The following is a 17,966-nucleotide window of genomic DNA, read 5'->3' as shown; positions in this document are numbered from 1 at the left end:
ATGAAGGCGAAAATATTTTTCATCCCATTATTCACCGCGTTAGTCTGTCAACCGGCATTAGCCAACAATGTCAGCTTTGTTGCGAAAATTGAAGAAATATTAGTTAATCGTTCAGTAATGAATGATGATTCGGAGTTAATCCGCGCTGAGAAAATATCTATTGACGGTGAATCCCCTTGTGACAACTCGGTTATCTATACCAATGCCGAATCTCTCTCATTAAAACATGATGACTACATAGAGTTTATCCAAAACCTATGGCAGCAGGCGCAAGATGATAAATACTTTCTTTTCACTACCGCAGAGTGTGGTAAACAAGCTTCTAAAATAGCAACAAAAATAGAGGCTTGCAATGAAAAAATATGTGATGCCAAGTATGTGACAGAAGACAATATTATCTGGATAGGTGGTTCGATCGCTGATTTTGAGATATTAAATAGAAAAGACGCGCTTGAGTCTGCAAGATATTTTTTCCGATTGCCACTAGAGCTGGATAAAGAGAAGAATTTATGGAAGATTACCGGTTGGTTTCTTGGCGAAGATCTAGATACCTCAGGGGAAGGTAAGCTTAAAGCTTTTGAGGGTTATACTGATACTAAAGATTTCAGTTCCCAGAAATTCATTTCAAACTTTACCGGCTATTATCAAACAGGCGAAAAGTCAGTAGCATCCAGTTTTAATCAACAAGGCTTGCTCGACGGTGAGTTCACTTCCTGGCATAAAAATGGAAATAAACATGAAAACTATTATTTTATTAATGGTAAAGTCGAGGGTGAATATATTGAATTGAATGAAAATGGCACCATCGCCAATAAAAACCAATTCAAAGAGGGTAACCATATTGATGGCCCTTGTAACCATTATGACAGTAATGGTGGTCTGATTCGTGAGCATAGCTACCGCAACGGTCGTTATGATGGGAAATATGTTGATTATTACTCACCTGGTAAACCTAAGGTTGAAAAGCATTACAGAGAGGGGAATATCTTAGGAGAACAAAAAGAGTACTTTGAGAATGGTAAAATTAAGGCTGTGAGCCATTTTGACGATCAGAGTAGATATGACGGCATTCACGAAGCTTATACCGAATCAGGGGTGTTAATTTCAAGAGACGTATATAATCACAGCAAGAAAATTTCTAGCGAAAAATGGTACCCTACAGGTAAACAACAGTATCTTCAACAGTCTGACGAGAATGGTAATAATCATGGAGACACCAAAAAATGGTCTGAGAATGGGCAACTAATACAGCATATAAAATACGAAAATAATAATATCATTTTTGAAAAAGAATGGACCGAAAATGGGGCGCCGCTCAAGGAGGCCACCTATAAACAGGGTTCAGAAGCTCATATTCAAAAACTGTGGAGCCGGGAAACGGGTCAATTGATTGAGGAAGCGAGTTATGGCAGAACTCAACTTTCTGGTCCAACCAAGAAATGGGATGAAAAAAGCGGCAAGCTGATCTTGGAAACCAATTACAAAAATGGAATAGAAGACGGTCTACGCAAAGATTATGATCCACAGACCGGCGAACTAATACAGGAACAATGGAACGCGAACTTTAGTATACTCCCCCACTATGTAAATAACTCACCATCATTACAGAAATATAAAGATGGCAAGTTGATTACTGCGGGTTGCAATATGGCTATGTTACTGGATAACCCAGAAGAGATTAAAGAGCAGGCAACGAATGGAGTTGCAGATTCGCAGGTTAAACTTGGGTTATATTATAAAGGTTGCTCTATACATAAAGAAGCTGAATCCTGGATGTTGAAAGCCGCAGAGCAGAAGAACAGTGATGCGCTATATTACCTTTCGCAACTTTATCTTCTGGGCGAAACAGATGTAATCCCCCGTGACAGTGCAAAATATTTACAGTACCTAATACAGGCCGCAGAGGCAGGTAATGCTGATGCACAATTTTCTTCAGGAGCAAGTCTGCTGCCAGATGATATTTGCGGCGTATTGATGTCTAGTTGTGACGCTCAATCTCGCTTTGCGAAATCCGACCTTGATAAAGCGTTGTACTGGTTGAACAAAGCTGCCGAGCAACAAGATACTCAAGCACTGCTGACGCTGGGTTCGATATTTGGTTACGGCATAGGCGTGCAGAAAGACACAGAGAAAGCTTTACGCTACTACCAGATATTAGAGAAAGTATCCCCTGAAATCGCGAAGAATAAAATTGACGAGTTGAATGCTCATAACGCATCAAATAACGAAAAATCTTAACCCAACAGACCTTTGCCCGGCAGCCTAGGCTGTGTCCCTCAATTGCACGTGAGCGCCGCTGGTGGTCATTTGCGCACAGGGCAAGGCGTGAGCCGCGAGGTTTGGTGGACCAAATAAGCGGCGAACAACGCAGCAATGCGCGCAAATGGCCCCAGCCCGAAGGGTCGCGCCCCAAAAGCCCGTTCTCTGTGTTGTCGGGCTTGAACAGAGGGCCACTCTGCCCTTCACCCTCCGCCTTGATAACGGGCTTTTGGGTCTGCGACGGCACCACGGGCAATTGAGGGACACAGCCTAGTATTGCCGGGCAAGTGAGGTTTTAATTCGTGTACGCAATCATCAAATTGTTAAGTTCAATGCGCTGAGTGCCGTGAAATACCCCCCTCCTCTGCGGCAAAGGGTTTCATAGCCTGCTGTAAGCGCCGGGATCGCCAAGACGAATATTGTTCGCCACCGTGTCATTAAACAACCAACTGTGCTGCAGAACCCAGGCAATATGTTGGCAAAAGTAGCCAAACCGAGATCGCGTAGATCGATAGCGTCACGCGCAATCCAGAGCGGAAAAATACAGGCTGCAATTAGGGATAGGGGGATAGCGGAGTTATTTAGAGTATATGTTCAAGCCCGCCTTATTTACGGACGGGCTTTGGCAGTGTGGGCAAACGGAGTTCTACCGCCGCGTGATTTGCTTAAAGGCCTTAACTGTATTTTTGATGGCGACTTCGGTCGGTAAACGCTCCATGGAGCTGGCACCATAAAATCCGTGGCAGTCGGGGCAATGCGAAAGAATATAGGCCGCATCCTCCGGCTCCGCGATGGGGCCGCCGTGGCACAGCACAATTACATCGTCGCGCACGGCTTTTGCCGCTGCCGCGCAGGCATTGATCACCGGCACGCAAGACTCCAGATTGTGGGCGCTATCGGCGCCAATATCGCCACCAGTGGTTAACCCCAGATGCACCACAATAATATCAGCGCCCGCATGGGTCATGGCAACGGCATCTTCAGGGTTGAACACGTATGGCGTAGTCAGCATCCCTTTTTCATGCGCCAGACGGATCATCTCCACTTCCAGGCCATAGCCCATGCCTGTTTCTTCCAGATTCTTGCGGAAGTTACCGTCGATCAACCCCACCGTTGGGAAGTTCTGAACACCGGCAAAGCCCTGAGCCTGCAACCCATCCAGAAACAGTGCCATATTACAGAAAGGATCCGTTCCACAGACACCGGCCAAAACTGGCGTTTGTTTAACTACCGGCAGCACTTCATTACCCATATCACGAACAATATCGTTGGCATTACCATAGGGCATCAGCCCAGCCAGAGAACCACGCCCGGCCATTCTGAAGCGGCCACTATTGTAGATCACAATCAAATCCACACCGCCTGCCTCTTCACAGCGCGCGGAAAGGCCGGTCCCTGCCCCGGCACCGATGATGGGTTCCTGACGCAGAACCTTCTGTTTCAGCTTTTCCAACAATGCATTGTATTGTTTCATAGGGTTTTCCCTGGCGTTGAATGATCGGCAGTTGTCTGCTGCTGCATGGCACTATGAAACTGCTCTATCACAAGCGAGCAAAACTCAGGTGCGTTGATGTGGTGAGGCGTTTTGATAATCTGCCGCTGTGCCGTCTGAACCACCGTTGACTCCAACCCGTCGGCAAAAGCAAGCCTCGCCTGGGGATCGTAGAACGGCTGCCCTGGAGCATCTAAAGCCGAGAATCCGCCTTCTGGAATGATGAAGCGTACCGGCCCGTGGCAGAGATTGAGTTTGCGACCAATCCACACGCCAAGCTGGTAGTTCTCCTCTGGTGTCGTACGCATTAGCGTCACCTGAGCGTTATGCTCAACAAACAGCCGCTGAGCATAACGCTCAGGGATACTGTCCTGACCGCTGAAGTTGATCATATCCAACGCCCCGGCGCTGCCCACCCAAGGTATTTGGGTATGCGCAATGCTGTCTAAACGAGTCTCAGGGCATGCCAGCACGCCGCCAAACAGTAAATCGGCCACTTCCGTCAGGGTAATATCAACAACGCCGATGATTTCATGATTTTCAACCAGGCGTTCCATACTGCTGCCGCCATTGCCGGTGGCATGGAAAACCAACGGATCATACTGCTCATTCAACGAGGTAATCAGTTGATTGATGCAAGGAGTTGTTACACCGAACATCGTTAGCCCGAGAACCGGCTTTTGTGCCCGGTCAATATCAACCTCATTGTTGACTGCACCAGCGATCATATTGGCGGCGTTGGTCAGAATGGTGCGTGACAGATAGTTCAAGCCACTGAGATCTGTCACGGTATACAGCATGGCGATGTCCACACCGCCGACATATCCGCCGACGTTACCCGATGCCATTGTGGACACCATTAATTTGGGGATCCCGATTGGCACCGCCTGCATTGCTGCCGTTATCAGCGCCGTTCCTCCGGAGCCGCCGATACCGATAAGGCCAGAGATATCTTCTGCCGTACTACGCAGAAAACGAGTCAGTGCCACGGACATAGCCGTGACCGATTTGCCCCGTACGTTACAAAAAACCGCATCGACGCCATCAGGATGGTAGGCGGCAATCTGGCTGGAACTGATATCAATTTGATTGTTTTTATTCGTAGTGTTATGCGGTTTAGTCGATACATCAATGATATGAGAGTCTACTCCCGCAGCATGCAGACAGGATTTCAGCCAGAGCAACTCCTCTAGTTTGGTATCTGCAGTCCCTATGACATACACAAATTTCGCCATGTAAATCACTCCTTGTAAGGCGTGAAAGATTTATTGATATGATGCAATATAAAGCTATGATAATATTTTATATCTATCAAGATATTTTTTATCCATAAGGATAAAATTGACGTAGAAATGGGGTAACACTATGATTTTATTCGATGAAAACAATCTCTCCCCTATACGCCGCAGAACACTGGAGCGCTTGACCAGTGCGGCACTCAAGCTTTACCAGGAGCAAAAATTCCCCTCTGCGGAACAGATTACGCAGGAAGCCGAGTACGCGAAAGTGACGCTGAAAAGCTATTTTTCTACCCACAGCGAATTCGTTGAGTACGTGGTGAAACAGGTAGTCAACGGCTTTGATAAACCCCCGATGAACAGTAACGCCGAAGAGAATGTGGAAAAGTTGCTGACCTGGGGCTTCAATGAGCTGGATTCGCACGAAGCGCTGATGCGTGACGCACTGCGGATTTCTCAACAGCGCTGGCAAGAGTGCGCCAGCGGGGAACTGGAGAGCAGAGAAGGGTTTTTACTCAAAAAGAGCAATCGAAAAGTTGCCCTATCCGATGCCCTCTCCCCGCTTGAAGAACAGTTACCGCAAGAAACGGTGCAAAAGCTGACGATGTTAATGTCCGTGCTGTATGGAACCGAGGCGCTGACGGTGCTCAAAGACAGTTTTGGTTTAAACAAAGATGAGGTTGTTGATCTAACCGTCTGGGGAGCCAAATTGATGCTGCGGCAGGCACTGCAAGAGAACGGCAAGGGCTGAACATGTGCAGCGGGTAAGAACCGCTGCACGCACCAAGTCCGCGAGGATGACGCCACCCATTCGACCTTACGATTATTCAAAAGCCTCCGAGATCACTGTAAAGTCGAGTCCGGTTGTAGAAGATTTCAATGTCAAAAAAATATCGGCGTGGGCCAGATCGCCAGCGTTCAGGGTGTCGGCTCCGGTCTGTTCACTGTCGCGCACTTTAACCTTTCCAGACTTACCGACCGATTGTTGTCGCGTCAGCATACGCACAGCTATGCTTTGGTGAGATTACAATGCAATTGCATTGTACAATGCAAATGCATTATTATTCCCTCAGGCTTGGCAGACAAGGTTCCTGCCGGATTGATAACCCGCAGAAGGAACCGAGGAGTAACAAAATGATTAGCATAAACAAAGCGGACGTGTCTTTACGTGCTGAGTCCCGTCTTACCGAACGCAGCCAGACCACGATCCCCGCAGCGATTCGCGATGCATTGCACCTGAAACCGGGAGAAATCATAGAATACTCTTTGTTATCAGGTGGGAGAGTACTTATGTCCAGACAAGAAGAGGTACAGGACGATCCTGTAGTGTCTCAGTTCCTGACTTTTCTCGAACATGACATGAAGAAAAATCCGCAGCATCTCCAGTCTGTTCCACCCGCATTCTGGGCGGGAATAAAAGCAATCACTGCTGGAGTAGAGGTCGACTTAGACGCGCCACTTACTGACGATTAAGGATGGTGGCATGGAAACGTTAGTAATTAATGGATGGAAAGTGTTTTTTCATTTGTGTTTTTTGCAGCAGCTCGTTGAGCTAACAGTAACCGTTGGGAAATTAAAAGAGGCCGATCCAGACGGATACAAGAGGAAAGCACCAACAAAGTTGTTAGCTGCAATCAACCGGGTTATTGAGGAGCGGATATCCGCTAATCCTCTTGATCCCCAATTCCGTCTGGGTAATACATTAAGTACCGATCACAAACACTGGTTTCGTGCCAAATTTTTACAGCAGTTCCGTTTGTTCTTTCGTTGTAGCGAACGGAGTAAAGTTATCGTTATTGGCTGGGTAAATGATTTTGACACGCTACGCACTTATGGTTCGAAGACGGATGTCTATAAGGTGTTCGCTGCAAAATTAGCAGCGGGTGATCCCCCTGACGACTGGAATACACTATTCAGCGAAGCTCAGGCAGCAACAAAACTGATGGTTCCTGGCTCACTGCCTGGTTTTCTTAGTCCTTAATATAATAGAGAATTGTAGCCGACACCCTTGGGTGAACTGTGTTTTTACACCGATAAAAAGCCGCATAAAAATGTTCAATGAAAAGCCCTGTGGGGCTTTTCAGCAATCACATCTGCAAACATTAATTACCACATCAAATCATCGGGCACTTTAAAGTCGGCATACGGATCATCTTCATCTTGCTCTTCCTGACTAAGCGCGCTGTTTAATACGATACTGTTCGCGTCTCGCTGGGCAATTTTATCGGCAACGCTCGCGGGGATGATTGCATATTGGCTCTCACCACTGTTATCCACCACCAAACGAGCAATGGCGAGGCGGCCGTTAATCAGCTGAGCTTGCGTAAGCTTATCCACATATATTTTTTTAATTAAATTATTATCTGTGAAGTTAAAACCAATATCACCTTTTGAAATGTCGATTCTGTTCATTTCAATCAGTTGCTTCACCTGAGCTTTATATTCTTTAGATAAGGCAGCTTGTTTTTGTTGTTCGCTTAGCTGTTTATCACGCTCAAGCTGTGCTTTTTTATTTTCTTCCACGGCCTCTCTTGCCTCACGAGCCTGAACTCGTGATTTTTTAGCCGTTCTCTGGACTTTAGCCATTTTCTTGCTGGTCACTAGCCCAGCTTTTAGCATCTGCTCTTGTAAGGTGAGCTTGGTCATCTTCGCCTCTAAACCCGTTGGAAATTTTGGCGATTATACCTGTAATTTTTGAGGCTGTTCCAGTTTGCAGAGCCTGATTACTGTTTGGCTTGAGTTTGGTGTGGTCTATCAGAGGCTTGCGGAAGTTGCTGTCAGGATTAGACACAACGCTCAGTTAATACGGCAGAAAGGAGCGCCCGACAGGTTAAACTATCAAGCGCTCTCTTTTAAGGGAACCAGGCTAGGCTGTGTCCCTTAATTGCACGCGAGCGCCGCTGGCGGTCATTTGCGCACAGGGCAAGGCGTGAGCCGCGAGGTTTGGTGGACCAAATAAGCGGCGAACAACGCAGCAATGCGCGCAAATGGCCCCAGCCCGTAGGGTCGCGCCCCAAAAGCCCGTTCTCTGTGTTGTCGGGCTTGAACAGAGGGCCACTCTGCCCTTCACCCTCCGCCTTGATAACGGGCTTTTGGGTCTGCGACGGCACCACGGGCAATTAAGGGACACAGCCTAGGCTTCTCAGCCCAGATCGCCGCCGGCCACCGGCAGGATAGTACCGTTGATATAACTGGCTTCGTCGCTGGCGAGGAATAAGATGGCGCAGGCCTGTTCATTCACCGTGCCATAGCGATGCATCAGGCTGGTATTGATGGTTTGATCGACAACCTGTTGATACCAGCTTTCCTCCTGCCGTGTTGGCGTCTCGTGATTGCGCGGCGTCAGGCGCGGTGGGGCCTCGGTGCCGCCCGGTGCAGTGGCATTGATGCGGATGCCCGCCTGAGCATACTCAAACGCCAATGACTGTGTGAGTGCATTAACCCCACCCTTCGCCGCCGAATACGGCACGCGGTTTACGCCACGTGTCGCCACCGAAGAAACGTTGACGATCACCCCATGTTGCTGTGCCAACATATAGGGCAATGCCGCTCGGCAGCCCCATAGCGTCGGAAACAGCGAGCGCTGTATCTCTGCAGTAATCTGCTCTGGGCTATATTCGGCAAATGGCCGTGCCCAAATGGTACCGCCGACGTTATTGATCAGAATATCCAGGCAGCCAAAGTGCTCCTGCACAGTGCTCATTGCGTTGCTGGTCTCGGCCCAACTCTCAAGATCGGCACTAATAGCCAGCACTTCGCAACCCTGTTCGCTCAAGGTAGCCGCCAGTTCACTAAGGTACGGCGCACGGTCAATCAGCGCCAGCCGGGCTCCTTCATGAGCGGCCTGTTCGGCCACCGCTTTGCCAATACCCTGCGCCGCACCAGTAATTACCATCACTCTGTTTTCAAAACGCATTTCGCGCATGTTGGCTCCTTATGCCGTTTGGCTGAGTCAAACACCCATCATTTACCGGCCTCATGATGCCGGTTCCATGCACGCAGCAGGCACTGCGGTGTAAGGACGAATGAGCAGCAACCCCAACGCTGCGATAGATAAAGGCGCGATCAGCGCCAGATAGAAACCGGTCGTGCCCCCATGTTCAAGAAACCAACCACCGCTGGCTGAGCCGATAATGGCCCCGAAGCGCCCCAATGCGATGGCCCAACCGGTTGCAGTGGCACGCAATGAGGTTGGATAGGCTTCTGCCACCATATAATTCAGCACAATTTGCTGACCGCCGATGCCTAAACCAGCCGCGCCAGCGAAGATAAACATCAGCGTCCAGTTAGTACCGCTATAGGCAAGCCCCAGGCTCAAAAGAATGCCGAAGATAAACAAGGCCAGTAGTAGCAGGCGTGTATTGACCTTTGGCAAGACCATCGCCAATGGCAGTGCACAAAGGACAAAAACGGCATTAACGGCGACGGTTCCCATGGGTGCTTGCGCAATGGATAATCCCCCAGCTTTAAGTACCGTTGGTAACCAGGATAAAAACATAAACCAGGCTACCCAATTAAAAAGATAAATAATCCAGATAGCTAATGTATTACGCGCCAGCCCTGCGGAAAATAGTGAGGATAAGCGTGTTTTAATATCTCGCTCAGGCACCGTGTAAGTTGTTCCCTTTGGGTGTGGGTTAACTAAAATATTAGCCAGGATCCTGACGACCTTTTCTCTATTTACCACTTTATTCTGCTGAACAAGATAATTCAGTGACTCTGGCAAAATAAAGAACAGCACTATCAGCAATGCCAGTGGGACCACGCCACCAACAACAAAAATGCCCTGCCAGCCGATCACCGGCAGCATTTTGGCGGCAAGCAGGCCCCCGCAAATCGCGCCGATGGGTAACCCCATCAAGACAGTGGTCATAATGACGCCACGTCTATTGGCAGGCCCATATTCAGCCGATAGCGAGAGGATCAGCGGTGTTGCACCACCCATGCCTATCCCTGCGATAAAACGCAACAGCAGGATCTGATCGGTGGTCTGGGCAAATGCTGTAGCCAGTGAGGCAAGACCAAACAACAATACGGCCCCCAGTATTGCCGGTCGACGGCCATATTTATCACCTAGAAGGCCGAGTATCATTGCGCCAAGTACCATACCGACAATGCCGGCGGTCAGAATAGGTGCCAATTCACCGGAATTTAAGTTAAACGCTGAAATAATTGCCGGGCCGGTAAAAGCAATGGATTGAGTATCAAAACCATCGAATAGTGCGATAAGAAAACACAGTGTAAATATACGCCATTGAAAACGGGTAACTGGTGATTGATCAATTAGCAGGGGAATAGAGTATTGATTATTCATATCAACTCCGATTAGTTTTTATTATGTATGTGTTTTTTGTATAGCCGAACACCACCGACTTATATCAATAGGTCAATATTTTTCCCAAGACCATTTAAGTGTCAAAGTTATGCTTTAAAGGTATTGGTAATAAACAGCACTAGGCTGTGTCCCCAATTGTTCGTGGTGCTGTCGCAGACCCAAAAGCCCATTATCAAGGCGGAGGGTGAAGGGCAGAGTGGCCCTCTGTTCAAGCCCGACAACACAGAGAACGGGCTTTTGGGGGGCGACCCTTCGGGCTGGGGCCATTTGCGTGCAGTTAAGGGACACAGCCTAATGGACGGGCTTCGGCAAATCAGCAGTGGGAAATTATTTCAGAATCGTGTGTTGCCTTTCATGCCCTTACGGGCAAAAGTTCTGATGGAAAGTGCCAGCAATAAAAGTTGGCCAGCGCAGCCTATCGGGAAAATTGCCAGCAAAGTCTCGCCAGGCATCGAACTGCAGCGGCTCGGAATGCCAGCAAAACACCGACCTATGGTACACAGCGTTAGTAACTGGGGTTATATGCCGGAACCCCAGAAATTTCCGTCGCAAGAAACGTTGAATGTGACTGCAGGTTTAGAAGGGGCATGAGAGTAAAAATTGTATGCTGAACCTCTTTTATCGCTTTTGATCCATAAAGCACACTGCTGGTATATACTCGCAGTATTCAAATGAGGAGATACCCTATGAAACACAGAGTCAGTGTGACCGTGGACAAAGAGCATTACCAGGTATTACACGCCGCAGGCGTGAACATTTCCGGGCTGGTTAATGACGCTATTGGCCGGGAAGCCCGCCGCATAAAGGCCGAGCAATGGAAAGCGGAGAACCGGGAAGGCATGGAAGAAGTGGCAAATTTCATTGCACAACATGGCTCATTTGCCGACGAAAACCGGAGCTGGTGACATGCAGTTCACGGTTTATGAATACAAACGCGAGAGCCATTACAGACTGTTTGTAGATGTGCAGAGCGACATTATCGAGACACCCGGACGGCGCATGGTGATCCCACTGCTAGAGTCCCGGAATTTCTCGCAGAAGGTCAACCGCCAGTTGTTCCCGGTGGTCAGTGTAAATGGAAAAGACTACCGGGTTATGACGACAGAACTGTCCGGCGTGTCAGCCAGTGTCACCGGCGAGGCCCAGGCTGATGTTAGCGCGGATGCGGAAGCCATCAAAAACGCACTGAACCTGATGTTCTGGGGGATCTGATAACACCTCACTGTCCCACTATGTGACTGGTGCGAATGGACGTAGCCAACACCCATGCAGCTTGAAGTATGACGAGTATAGTCGGGTAGCATCGTGGATATTGCCTTCTATCCATGACGTTGCGCTGTTCTGCTCACCAGACTACACGCTACTTGCCGGAATATTGATATTGCTGTCTGCCAGCGACCCCATGTTGTGATACATGGCGCAGGCAGCATCCACAATGTGCATGGCAATGGCGGCCCCGCTGCCTTCACCCAAGCGCATATCCAAGTGCAGATAGGGTGCCAGTTGCAGATGGTTAAGTGCGATAGCCGCGCCTTTCTCGGCGGAGAAATGGGAAGGCAGTAAGTAGTGACGCACTTCCGGCGCAATGCCGCAGGCCGCCAGCGCGGAAGCATAGGAGAGGAAACCGTCCAGGATCACCGGCAAGCCCGCCGCCGCTGCCCCCAGCATCACGCCGGTCATCCCTACCAGATCATAGCCGCCCAATTTGGCCAGCACCCCTAAGGCATCCGCGGTATCAGGCTGGTTAACCGCAATAGCCCGGCGCACCACCTCCACCTTATGGTGCAAACGCTCGCGGGGGAAATTGGCGCCGATGCCAACCACATCCTGCGGATCACAACCGGTAAAAACGCTGACCAGCGCTGCCGCCGGTGTGGTATTCGCCATACCCAGTTCCCCGACGCCGAACAGCTTGACGCCCAGCGCCGCCTGCTCAAGCGTCAGTTTGGCACTCGCCAGCAGTAGCGTTTCCGCCTGTTGGCGCGTCATGGCGGCTTCGCAGGCGATATTGCCGCTGCCTCGGGCCATCTTCATATTGAGCAGGCCCGGTAAGGGCTCACTGTCGATACCCACATCCACCACGTTGACCCCGGCACCAGCATTGGCCGCCAGCACGCAGACGCCGGTATTCCCTTTCACCATGTTCAGCGCCTGGATCACGGTGACTTCACGCGGGGTGACCGCCACACCCTCGTGATAAACACCATGATCGGCAGCCATAACGATGATCTGCTTACGCATGGCGTTCATTGCCTGGAACCCGCGCATCCCGGCCAGTTGCACCGCAAGCTGTTCAAGACGGCCAAGGCTGCCGGGCGGTTTAAGCAACCCATCAATCCTGGTTTGCGCCAGTTGCATGGCTGCAGCGTCCAATGGTGCGATGGTATCGATTAACGATGACAGTGTTTGCATTGATCTATTCTCTTATTTCCGGTTGCCAATGAGCCTGACTGTTAAACACCCGTAGCGCGGCAAAGCCTTGATGAATATCCAACACGCTGTAGGTTCCCTGCTGGAAATGGAAGTGCCACATTGCTGTCGCAGGCATGGAGAAAAAGCCGGCCATCAGCAGGCTTAAGGTTCCCTGGTGCGCAACCAGTAAGCGGTCCCCATCGCCACCGTCGGCTAACAGTTGCTGCACTTTATGGCCGATACGCTGCGAAAATAGCGGGAAGGATTCGCCCGCCGTCGGGCAGGCATTTTGCCAATCCGCCACCCAGGCGGCCCAGGCATCGCTATCTTGCTGCTGTAAATCACGGTGATGGCGCATTTCCCAATCACCAAAGTTCATTTCGTTGAAACCCGCGTCGGGCTGAGCCGTTAGTTCACGTTGCCCCAGCACGATTTCGGCGGTATGCCGGGCACGCAGCAACCCGCTGCACAGTGCCTGAGTAAAGGGCACCTCGGCTAACCATTCCGCCACCTGTTGCGCCTGAGAAACGCCTTGCTCGGTTAACGGTAAGTCCGTCATACCGCAGAAAACCCCCTGCTGGTTGGCTACCGTTTGCCCGTGTCGTACCAGAAATAAGCGCATCAGACTCACTCACAACAGTGCAATTAAAAACACCAGTTCGGCCACTTCTATCGCTGCACCCAAGGTATCACCGGTCTGGCCCCCTAAACGGCGGTTGAGGTAGGCGCGTAGTAACAGCAACGCAACCAACGCATACCCCAGCGCAAACATGGCTTTGCTCTGTCCCAGCAGCATCACCAATACCGCCCCGAAAGCCAGGGTGAGCAGGGTTTGCATGCCGTTAACCCGTCCGATATAGATATTCCCCAGGCCATCCCCTTCACGGGCATAGCGCTGACGATGCATCAGCAACACCACCAGGCTCCGGCTGGCCACGCCTGCCGCCATCAGCGTAGCCAGCATCGGCAGACCACGCAGCGCCAACTCACTGACCACCAACACCTTTGCCAGCACAATAAACACCAGTGCTAACCCGCCATTGGTGCCGAGGCGGCTGTCACGCATGATCTCCAGCATATTTTCCCGGCTGCGGGCAGAGAACACGCCATCGCAGGTATCCGCCAGGCCATCGAGATGAAAAGCGCCGGTAACCAAGGCCAGCGCCAGCACATACCCCAACGCTGCCAGCGGTAAGCCACACCAGGGGGCCAACAGCGAGAAAACAGCGCCGCCAATGGCGCCGACAATCAGACCAATCAGCGGGAAGCCCACGATGCCTTGCTCGTAATGGTCCAATGCCAGCCCTTGTGTCCAGCGAGCAGGCACCGGAATGCGTGTCATAAACTGCAGGGTGGCCAGAAACATACGTACATTCATTTAATCTTTACCTCAATGCCGGAGATCACCAAAAACACCGACTCCGCGGCGGCTGCCAAGCGCTGATTGACCCGTCCGGCAATGTCGCGAAAATGCCGCGCCAGGCGATTTTCCGGCACAATACCCATCCCCAGTTCATTGGTGACCAGATAGATCGCCGCCGGGCTGCGGGCGCAGGCCGCTAACAGTTCACTAGTTCGCTGCTGGATAAGCGCCTCTACCGCGTCAAAGTCGATCTCTTCAACCGGGATGTCGCCGGTCAGTTCAAACATCAGGTTAGCAATCCAGGTGGTGATACATTCAAGAATAACCGCTTCTCCCCCCGCTACCTGCTGCTCAATCACCCGATCAAGCCACTGGCTTCCCTCCCAGGTGCGCCAGTGCGCTGGCCGCGCCTGACGGTGCAGGCGTACCCGTTCAGCCATTTCATCATCGGTGACCACCGACGTGGCGATATACAACACGCTCTCGCTGCTGCCAGCCGCCAACCTTTCTGCCAGTGAACTCTTGCCGCTGCGCGCCCCCCCGGTGATCAGGATCACTTGGCAACCTCCTGTTGATGCTGGTCGATAATGCGATAAAGCCTTGGTATATCAATATGTTCACGCATGGAAGCGGCCAGAATATCAAACTGCCGCTGCTTATGGTCGGCATAGTTGAAAACCGGCCCATCATAAGGTGGCAGCCCTTTGCGCAGGCGTAAGTCATTCAGCAACGCACGGCAGAACGGGCCACTGTCGAACAGGCCGTGGATATAGCTGCCGATAACGTTACCGGCACGGTTCACCGCACCGTCAAAAGCGCCATCCGGCTCACCGTTACGCTCGGTGACGCGGGCAAATGGCACGGCCTCTGCGCCAAGCCGTGTCGCCCCCATATGGATCTCATAACCAGCCACTGGTTGCCCAGCACAGCCGGCCAAGATACCGGGTAGCACAGGCTGGCAGGTAGCCGCCACCTGAGTGGTGACTTTCTGTTGTGCGAACTGGGTTTCGACATCCAACAGGCCCAGGCCGGCCATCTGCGCCACGCCAGATTCCACGCCATCAATAATCTGTTTCCCCAACATCTGATAGCCGCCGCAGATGCCGACAATCGGCACCCCGGCCTGATGCTGTGCCTGCAATGACGCTGCCAGTCCGCTCTGCTGCAACCATTGCAAATCCCCCAGAGTATTTTTACTGCCCGGCAGAATGATCAGATCGGCCCCCGCCAGCGCCGCCGGGTGCGAAACGTAGCGCAGTCCCACGTCCGGCTGCACCGCCAGCGCATTAAAATCGGTGAAGTTGGCGATGTGCGGCAACTGGATCACCGCGATCTCCAGCGCATCGCCGCGCGCCACCTGGCCGTATTTGCCATTTTGCAGCGCCACGCCGTCTTCATCTTCCAGATCGATATTCAGCCAGGGCATCACGCCCAGTACCGGTACGCCGGTCAAGGCTTCGATCTGTGCCAATCCCGACTGAAGCAGAGAGATATCGCCACGGAATTTATTGATGATCACCCCTTTCACCCGCGCTTTCTCTTCCGGGTGCAGCAGGGCCAGCGTGCCGTAAATGGCGGCGAAGACGCCACCACGGTCGATGTCTGCTACCAGCAGCACCGGCGCATTGGCAATCGCCGCCATCCCCATATTGACGATGTCCCGGTCGCGCAGGTTGATCTCCGCCGGGCTGCCCGCCCCTTCCAGCACCATAACGTCGTACTCGCTGGCCAGGCTGTGGTAAACCTCTCCGATCTGTTGTTGCAGTTGAGGTTTGTATTGATGATAGGTTACCGCGTCCATATTGCAGGCCACCTTGCCCATCAGCACTACCTGCGCCTTACTGTCGCTGGTCGGTTTCAGCAGTACCGGATTCATCCGCACGTCGGGTTCAATGCCTGCCGCTTCGGCCTGAAAGATTTGCGCTCGCCCCATCTCTTCGCCATTGGCGGTAATACCGGAGTTGAGCGCCATATTTTGCGATTTGAACGGCGCACAGCGATGACCATCCTGTGCAAAAATCCGGCACAATCCGGCAACCAGCACGCTCTTACCCACATCGGAGGCCGTTCCCTGCACCATCACACAACGCTTCATCGCATTCTCTCCACGTCACGCTGGCGTAACAGCGCAAACAGTTGTTGTTCCGTTTTGCACAGTGGCAGCCCAAGCTCGCTGTGCAACTTCACCAGCCAGGGTTGTACCAGCCCGGCGGCGGCTAATTGTTCCCGTTGCATAAACACTTCGGCGGTTTCCCCGGCGTTAACTAAGCGCCCCTGTTCCAGGACGTACAGGTAATCACAAATCTGGTAAATCAAATCGATATCGTGGCTGGAAATGATCACCCGTTTACCCTCGGCAACAATGCGTTCGATGATGGCGATCATATGCTGCCTGCCCGCAGGATCCAGCCCGGCAGTGGGTTCGTCCAGTAGCAGATACTCCGCTTCCATCACCAGTGCCCCGGCAATCGCCACGCGCTTTTTCTGCCCGTGGCTTAAATGCTGGACCGATTTATGACGGAAGCCCTGCGCATCCACCAGCGTCAACGCCCGATCCACCCGCTGCGCAATCACCTGTTTATCCATGCCGAGATTATGCAGGCTGAAGGCGATGTCGCTGTCGATATCGGTATAAAATATCTGCTGCTCCGGGTCCTGAAAAACGGTGGCAACCCGCTGGCGCAACGCTCGCAGGCTACCCTTGTCGTAGCGGATCGCTTCCCCCTGCCATAACACTGCACCCTGCTGCGGGCGTACTATACCGGTCAGATTCATAAACAGCGTCGATTTACCGCAGCCGTTGGCCCCCAGCACACCGGTCACGGCGTGCCGACCAAAATCCAGCGTCAAATCCTGTAATACCGGTTCATCCTGATAGCTGAAACTTAATTGTCGGGTGGTTAGCATCGGCGGCCTGATCTCACAGGTGAAAATCTCCCTGATAAAGTTTGATATCCAGCGCAATAATCATCTGTTGGTAGCGGATCATCACGCGGGTAAACAGCATGCTTACCAGCATCGCCATTGAACGGAAGCTGCTCCCCAGCGAGACATAGCCGAAACGCAGGGACTGGGCGCGGTGAATGGCTGCCGCTTCTTCAACGAAGATAAAGATGAACCGCCAGGTCAACAGGATCTGTTCAGTCAACAGGCGCGGCATATGGCAGCGCTTCAATAGCTGGATCATCTGCGGAAAAGGGGTATTGAGCATAAACCAGAAGGTGGCCGCCAGAGCAGCCAGGCTGCGCCATAGCGTCTGATTGGCGGTGTTCAGCCCCACCCTGTCGATGCCAAACCACCAGTTCCCCATCTGTACGCCCCACCACAGGCTATCAGGCTGACGGGCGACAGAGAGCGTAATGGTCAGCACACCAACCAGCAGAAACGTCAGAGGGATCGCCAACCAGCGCAGATAACGCACCGGGCCGATGCGCAGCAGGTAACAGGTCAACACGGCGATCAGCAGCAGCAACAACGCCTGATAAAGCGGCGGCAAAACCATAGCCAGCAGAATAAACAGGCCATAGAGCCACAGCTTTGCCAGCGGATCACGCTGCCGCCAGCGGCTCCGCTCGCTGAGTTGATCAATCCCCAGCATGCTCACGGCGTTGGCCCCGGTAGTAACCCAGAATATAAAAGATCACCGCTGTCCCTAATGATCCTTGCAGGGTAAACAGCAGGCTTTCGATCTCTGCGCTGGCAGGTTGGTACCATGGCGTAAACCACGGGGTGTAATGCGGGGCCGTTTGCTGGATCAGCGCTGCGGCTGCGCCGTCGGAGCCGCCATACTCGCCACCGTGGTTAATAAAGAACGGCAAGATCACCAGTGCGATCACCATTGCCAGCAAAATCAGTGTCTTTTTCATC

The 17,966-nt window shown here is 51.9% G+C and carries 21 protein-coding genes; 7 read left to right on the top strand and 14 right to left on the bottom strand.

Annotated features, from left to right (window positions below; translation table 11 throughout):
- Complete coding sequence (locus SAQUA_RS04005; protein ID WP_380678059.1) at positions 1–2,238, top strand: hypothetical protein; 2,238 nt, start codon at positions 1–3, stop codon at positions 2,236–2,238.
- Positions 2,239–2,905: 667 nt separating this feature from the next.
- On the opposite strand, the gene SAQUA_RS04000 is transcribed toward SAQUA_RS04005, so the two are convergent.
- Both SAQUA_RS04000 and SAQUA_RS03995 read right to left on the bottom strand, forming a co-directional pair.
- Positions 2,906–3,733 carry a phosphoenolpyruvate hydrolase family protein gene (locus SAQUA_RS04000; protein WP_380678057.1) on the bottom strand — a complete coding sequence of 276 codons (828 nt, stop codon included), beginning with the start codon at positions 3,731–3,733 and terminating at the stop codon, positions 2,906–2,908.
- Positions 3,730–4,986, bottom strand: coding sequence for a Tm-1-like ATP-binding domain-containing protein (locus SAQUA_RS03995; protein ID WP_380678055.1), 1,257 nt, complete (start codon positions 4,984–4,986; stop codon positions 3,730–3,732). The genes SAQUA_RS04000 and SAQUA_RS03995 overlap by 4 nt, the downstream gene beginning before the upstream one ends.
- Positions 4,987–5,116: 130 nt before the next feature.
- Here SAQUA_RS03995 and SAQUA_RS03990 point away from each other — a divergent pair, with 130 nt between their 5' ends.
- On the top strand, positions 5,117–5,740 hold the full coding sequence (locus SAQUA_RS03990) for a TetR/AcrR family transcriptional regulator (protein WP_380678053.1): 624 nt from the start codon (positions 5,117–5,119) through the stop codon (positions 5,738–5,740).
- Positions 5,741–5,812: 72 nt separating this feature from the next.
- Here the strand turns inward: SAQUA_RS03990 and SAQUA_RS03985 are convergent, their stop codons facing one another.
- The gene (locus SAQUA_RS03985; protein WP_380678051.1) at positions 5,813–5,989 is read right to left on the bottom strand and encodes a hypothetical protein; all 177 of its coding nucleotides are present in this window, start codon (positions 5,987–5,989) and stop codon (positions 5,813–5,815) included.
- A 134-nt stretch (positions 5,990–6,123) separates the two neighbouring features.
- On the opposite strand from SAQUA_RS03985, the gene SAQUA_RS03980 reads away from it, so the two are divergent.
- Together SAQUA_RS03980 and SAQUA_RS03975 are read left to right on the top strand one after the other, a co-directional pair.
- Positions 6,124–6,462 carry a type II toxin-antitoxin system PrlF family antitoxin gene (locus SAQUA_RS03980; protein WP_380678049.1) on the top strand — a complete coding sequence of 113 codons (339 nt, stop codon included), beginning with the start codon at positions 6,124–6,126 and terminating at the stop codon, positions 6,460–6,462.
- Between the two features lie 10 nt (positions 6,463–6,472).
- Complete coding sequence (locus tag SAQUA_RS03975; RefSeq protein ID WP_380678047.1) at positions 6,473–6,970, top strand: type II toxin-antitoxin system YhaV family toxin; 498 nt, start codon at positions 6,473–6,475, stop codon at positions 6,968–6,970.
- Between the two features lie 125 nt (positions 6,971–7,095).
- Here SAQUA_RS03975 and SAQUA_RS03970 read toward each other — a convergent pair whose 3' ends face one another.
- From SAQUA_RS03970 to SAQUA_RS03960, 3 genes are all read right to left on the bottom strand, one after another.
- Positions 7,096–7,635: a DUF2058 domain-containing protein gene (locus tag SAQUA_RS03970; RefSeq protein ID WP_380678045.1), complete on the bottom strand. Its 540-nt coding sequence runs from the start codon at positions 7,633–7,635 to the stop codon at positions 7,096–7,098.
- A 496-nt stretch (positions 7,636–8,131) separates the two neighbouring features.
- Positions 8,132–8,905, bottom strand: a complete 774-nt coding sequence (benD, locus tag SAQUA_RS03965; protein WP_380678260.1) for a benzoate diol dehydrogenase BenD — start codon at positions 8,903–8,905, stop codon at positions 8,132–8,134.
- Positions 8,906–8,965: 60 nt separating this feature from the next.
- A complete protein-coding gene (locus tag SAQUA_RS03960) occupies positions 8,966–10,303 on the bottom strand; it encodes an MFS transporter (protein WP_380678043.1) in 1,338 nt (445 codons plus the stop codon).
- Between the two features lie 315 nt (positions 10,304–10,618).
- Between SAQUA_RS03960 and SAQUA_RS03955 the strand changes: the two genes are divergently transcribed.
- The 3 genes from SAQUA_RS03955 (at position 10,619) to ccdB (ending at position 11,536) form a co-directional block, all read left to right on the top strand.
- A complete protein-coding gene (locus SAQUA_RS03955) occupies positions 10,619–10,915 on the top strand; it encodes a hypothetical protein (protein ID WP_380678041.1) in 297 nt (98 codons plus the stop codon).
- Positions 10,916–11,010: 95 nt separating this feature from the next.
- Positions 11,011–11,229, top strand: a complete 219-nt coding sequence (gene ccdA, locus SAQUA_RS03950; protein ID WP_380678039.1) for a type II toxin-antitoxin system antitoxin CcdA — start codon at positions 11,011–11,013, stop codon at positions 11,227–11,229.
- A 1-nt stretch (position 11,230) separates the two neighbouring features.
- Positions 11,231–11,536: a type II toxin-antitoxin system toxin CcdB gene (ccdB, locus tag SAQUA_RS03945; RefSeq protein WP_380678037.1), complete on the top strand. Its 306-nt coding sequence runs from the start codon at positions 11,231–11,233 to the stop codon at positions 11,534–11,536.
- 141 nt (positions 11,537–11,677) lie between these two features.
- Here the strand turns inward: ccdB and cobT are convergent, their stop codons facing one another.
- Genes cobT through SAQUA_RS03905 form a run of 8 tightly spaced genes read right to left on the bottom strand, consistent with a single transcriptional unit; the run spans position 11,678 to position 17,965 of the window.
- Positions 11,678–12,736 (bottom strand): nicotinate-nucleotide--dimethylbenzimidazole phosphoribosyltransferase, encoded by a 1,059-nt coding sequence (gene cobT / locus SAQUA_RS03940; protein ID WP_380678035.1) that lies wholly within the window; start codon positions 12,734–12,736, stop codon positions 11,678–11,680.
- A 4-nt stretch (positions 12,737–12,740) separates the two neighbouring features.
- Entirely contained in the window at positions 12,741–13,358 is a 618-nt protein-coding gene (locus SAQUA_RS03935) for an adenosylcobalamin/alpha-ribazole phosphatase (protein ID WP_380678033.1), read from the bottom strand.
- Between the two features lie 9 nt (positions 13,359–13,367).
- A complete protein-coding gene (cobS, locus tag SAQUA_RS03930; RefSeq protein ID WP_380678030.1) occupies positions 13,368–14,114 on the bottom strand; it encodes an adenosylcobinamide-GDP ribazoletransferase in 747 nt (248 codons plus the stop codon).
- The gene (gene cobU, locus SAQUA_RS03925) at positions 14,111–14,656 is read right to left on the bottom strand and encodes a bifunctional adenosylcobinamide kinase/adenosylcobinamide-phosphate guanylyltransferase (RefSeq protein WP_380678028.1); all 546 of its coding nucleotides are present in this window, start codon (positions 14,654–14,656) and stop codon (positions 14,111–14,113) included. The genes cobS and cobU overlap by 4 nt, the downstream gene beginning before the upstream one ends.
- Positions 14,653–16,194: a cobyric acid synthase gene (locus SAQUA_RS03920; RefSeq protein ID WP_380678026.1), complete on the bottom strand. Its 1,542-nt coding sequence runs from the start codon at positions 16,192–16,194 to the stop codon at positions 14,653–14,655. The genes cobU and SAQUA_RS03920 overlap by 4 nt, the downstream gene beginning before the upstream one ends.
- On the bottom strand, positions 16,191–17,006 hold the full coding sequence (locus SAQUA_RS03915) for an ATP-binding cassette domain-containing protein (protein ID WP_380678024.1): 816 nt from the start codon (positions 17,004–17,006) through the stop codon (positions 16,191–16,193). Before SAQUA_RS03915 ends, SAQUA_RS03920 begins: the two co-directional genes overlap by 4 nt.
- A 13-nt stretch (positions 17,007–17,019) precedes the next feature.
- A complete protein-coding gene (locus SAQUA_RS03910) occupies positions 17,020–17,697 on the bottom strand; it encodes an energy-coupling factor ABC transporter transmembrane protein (protein ID WP_380678258.1) in 678 nt (225 codons plus the stop codon).
- Positions 17,684–17,965, bottom strand: a complete 282-nt coding sequence (locus tag SAQUA_RS03905; RefSeq protein ID WP_380678022.1) for an energy-coupling factor ABC transporter substrate-binding protein — start codon at positions 17,963–17,965, stop codon at positions 17,684–17,686. The genes SAQUA_RS03910 and SAQUA_RS03905 overlap by 14 nt, the downstream gene beginning before the upstream one ends.
- Position 17,966 lies beyond the last annotated feature (1 nt).

The sequence above is a fragment of the Serratia aquatilis genome, assembly GCF_044865145.1.
In the GTDB taxonomy this organism is placed as follows: Bacteria; Pseudomonadota; Gammaproteobacteria; order Enterobacterales; family Enterobacteriaceae; genus Chania; species Chania aquatilis.
The sequence above is the reverse complement of the archived record's forward strand: the minus strand, read 5'-3'. Positions and strand labels throughout refer to the sequence as shown.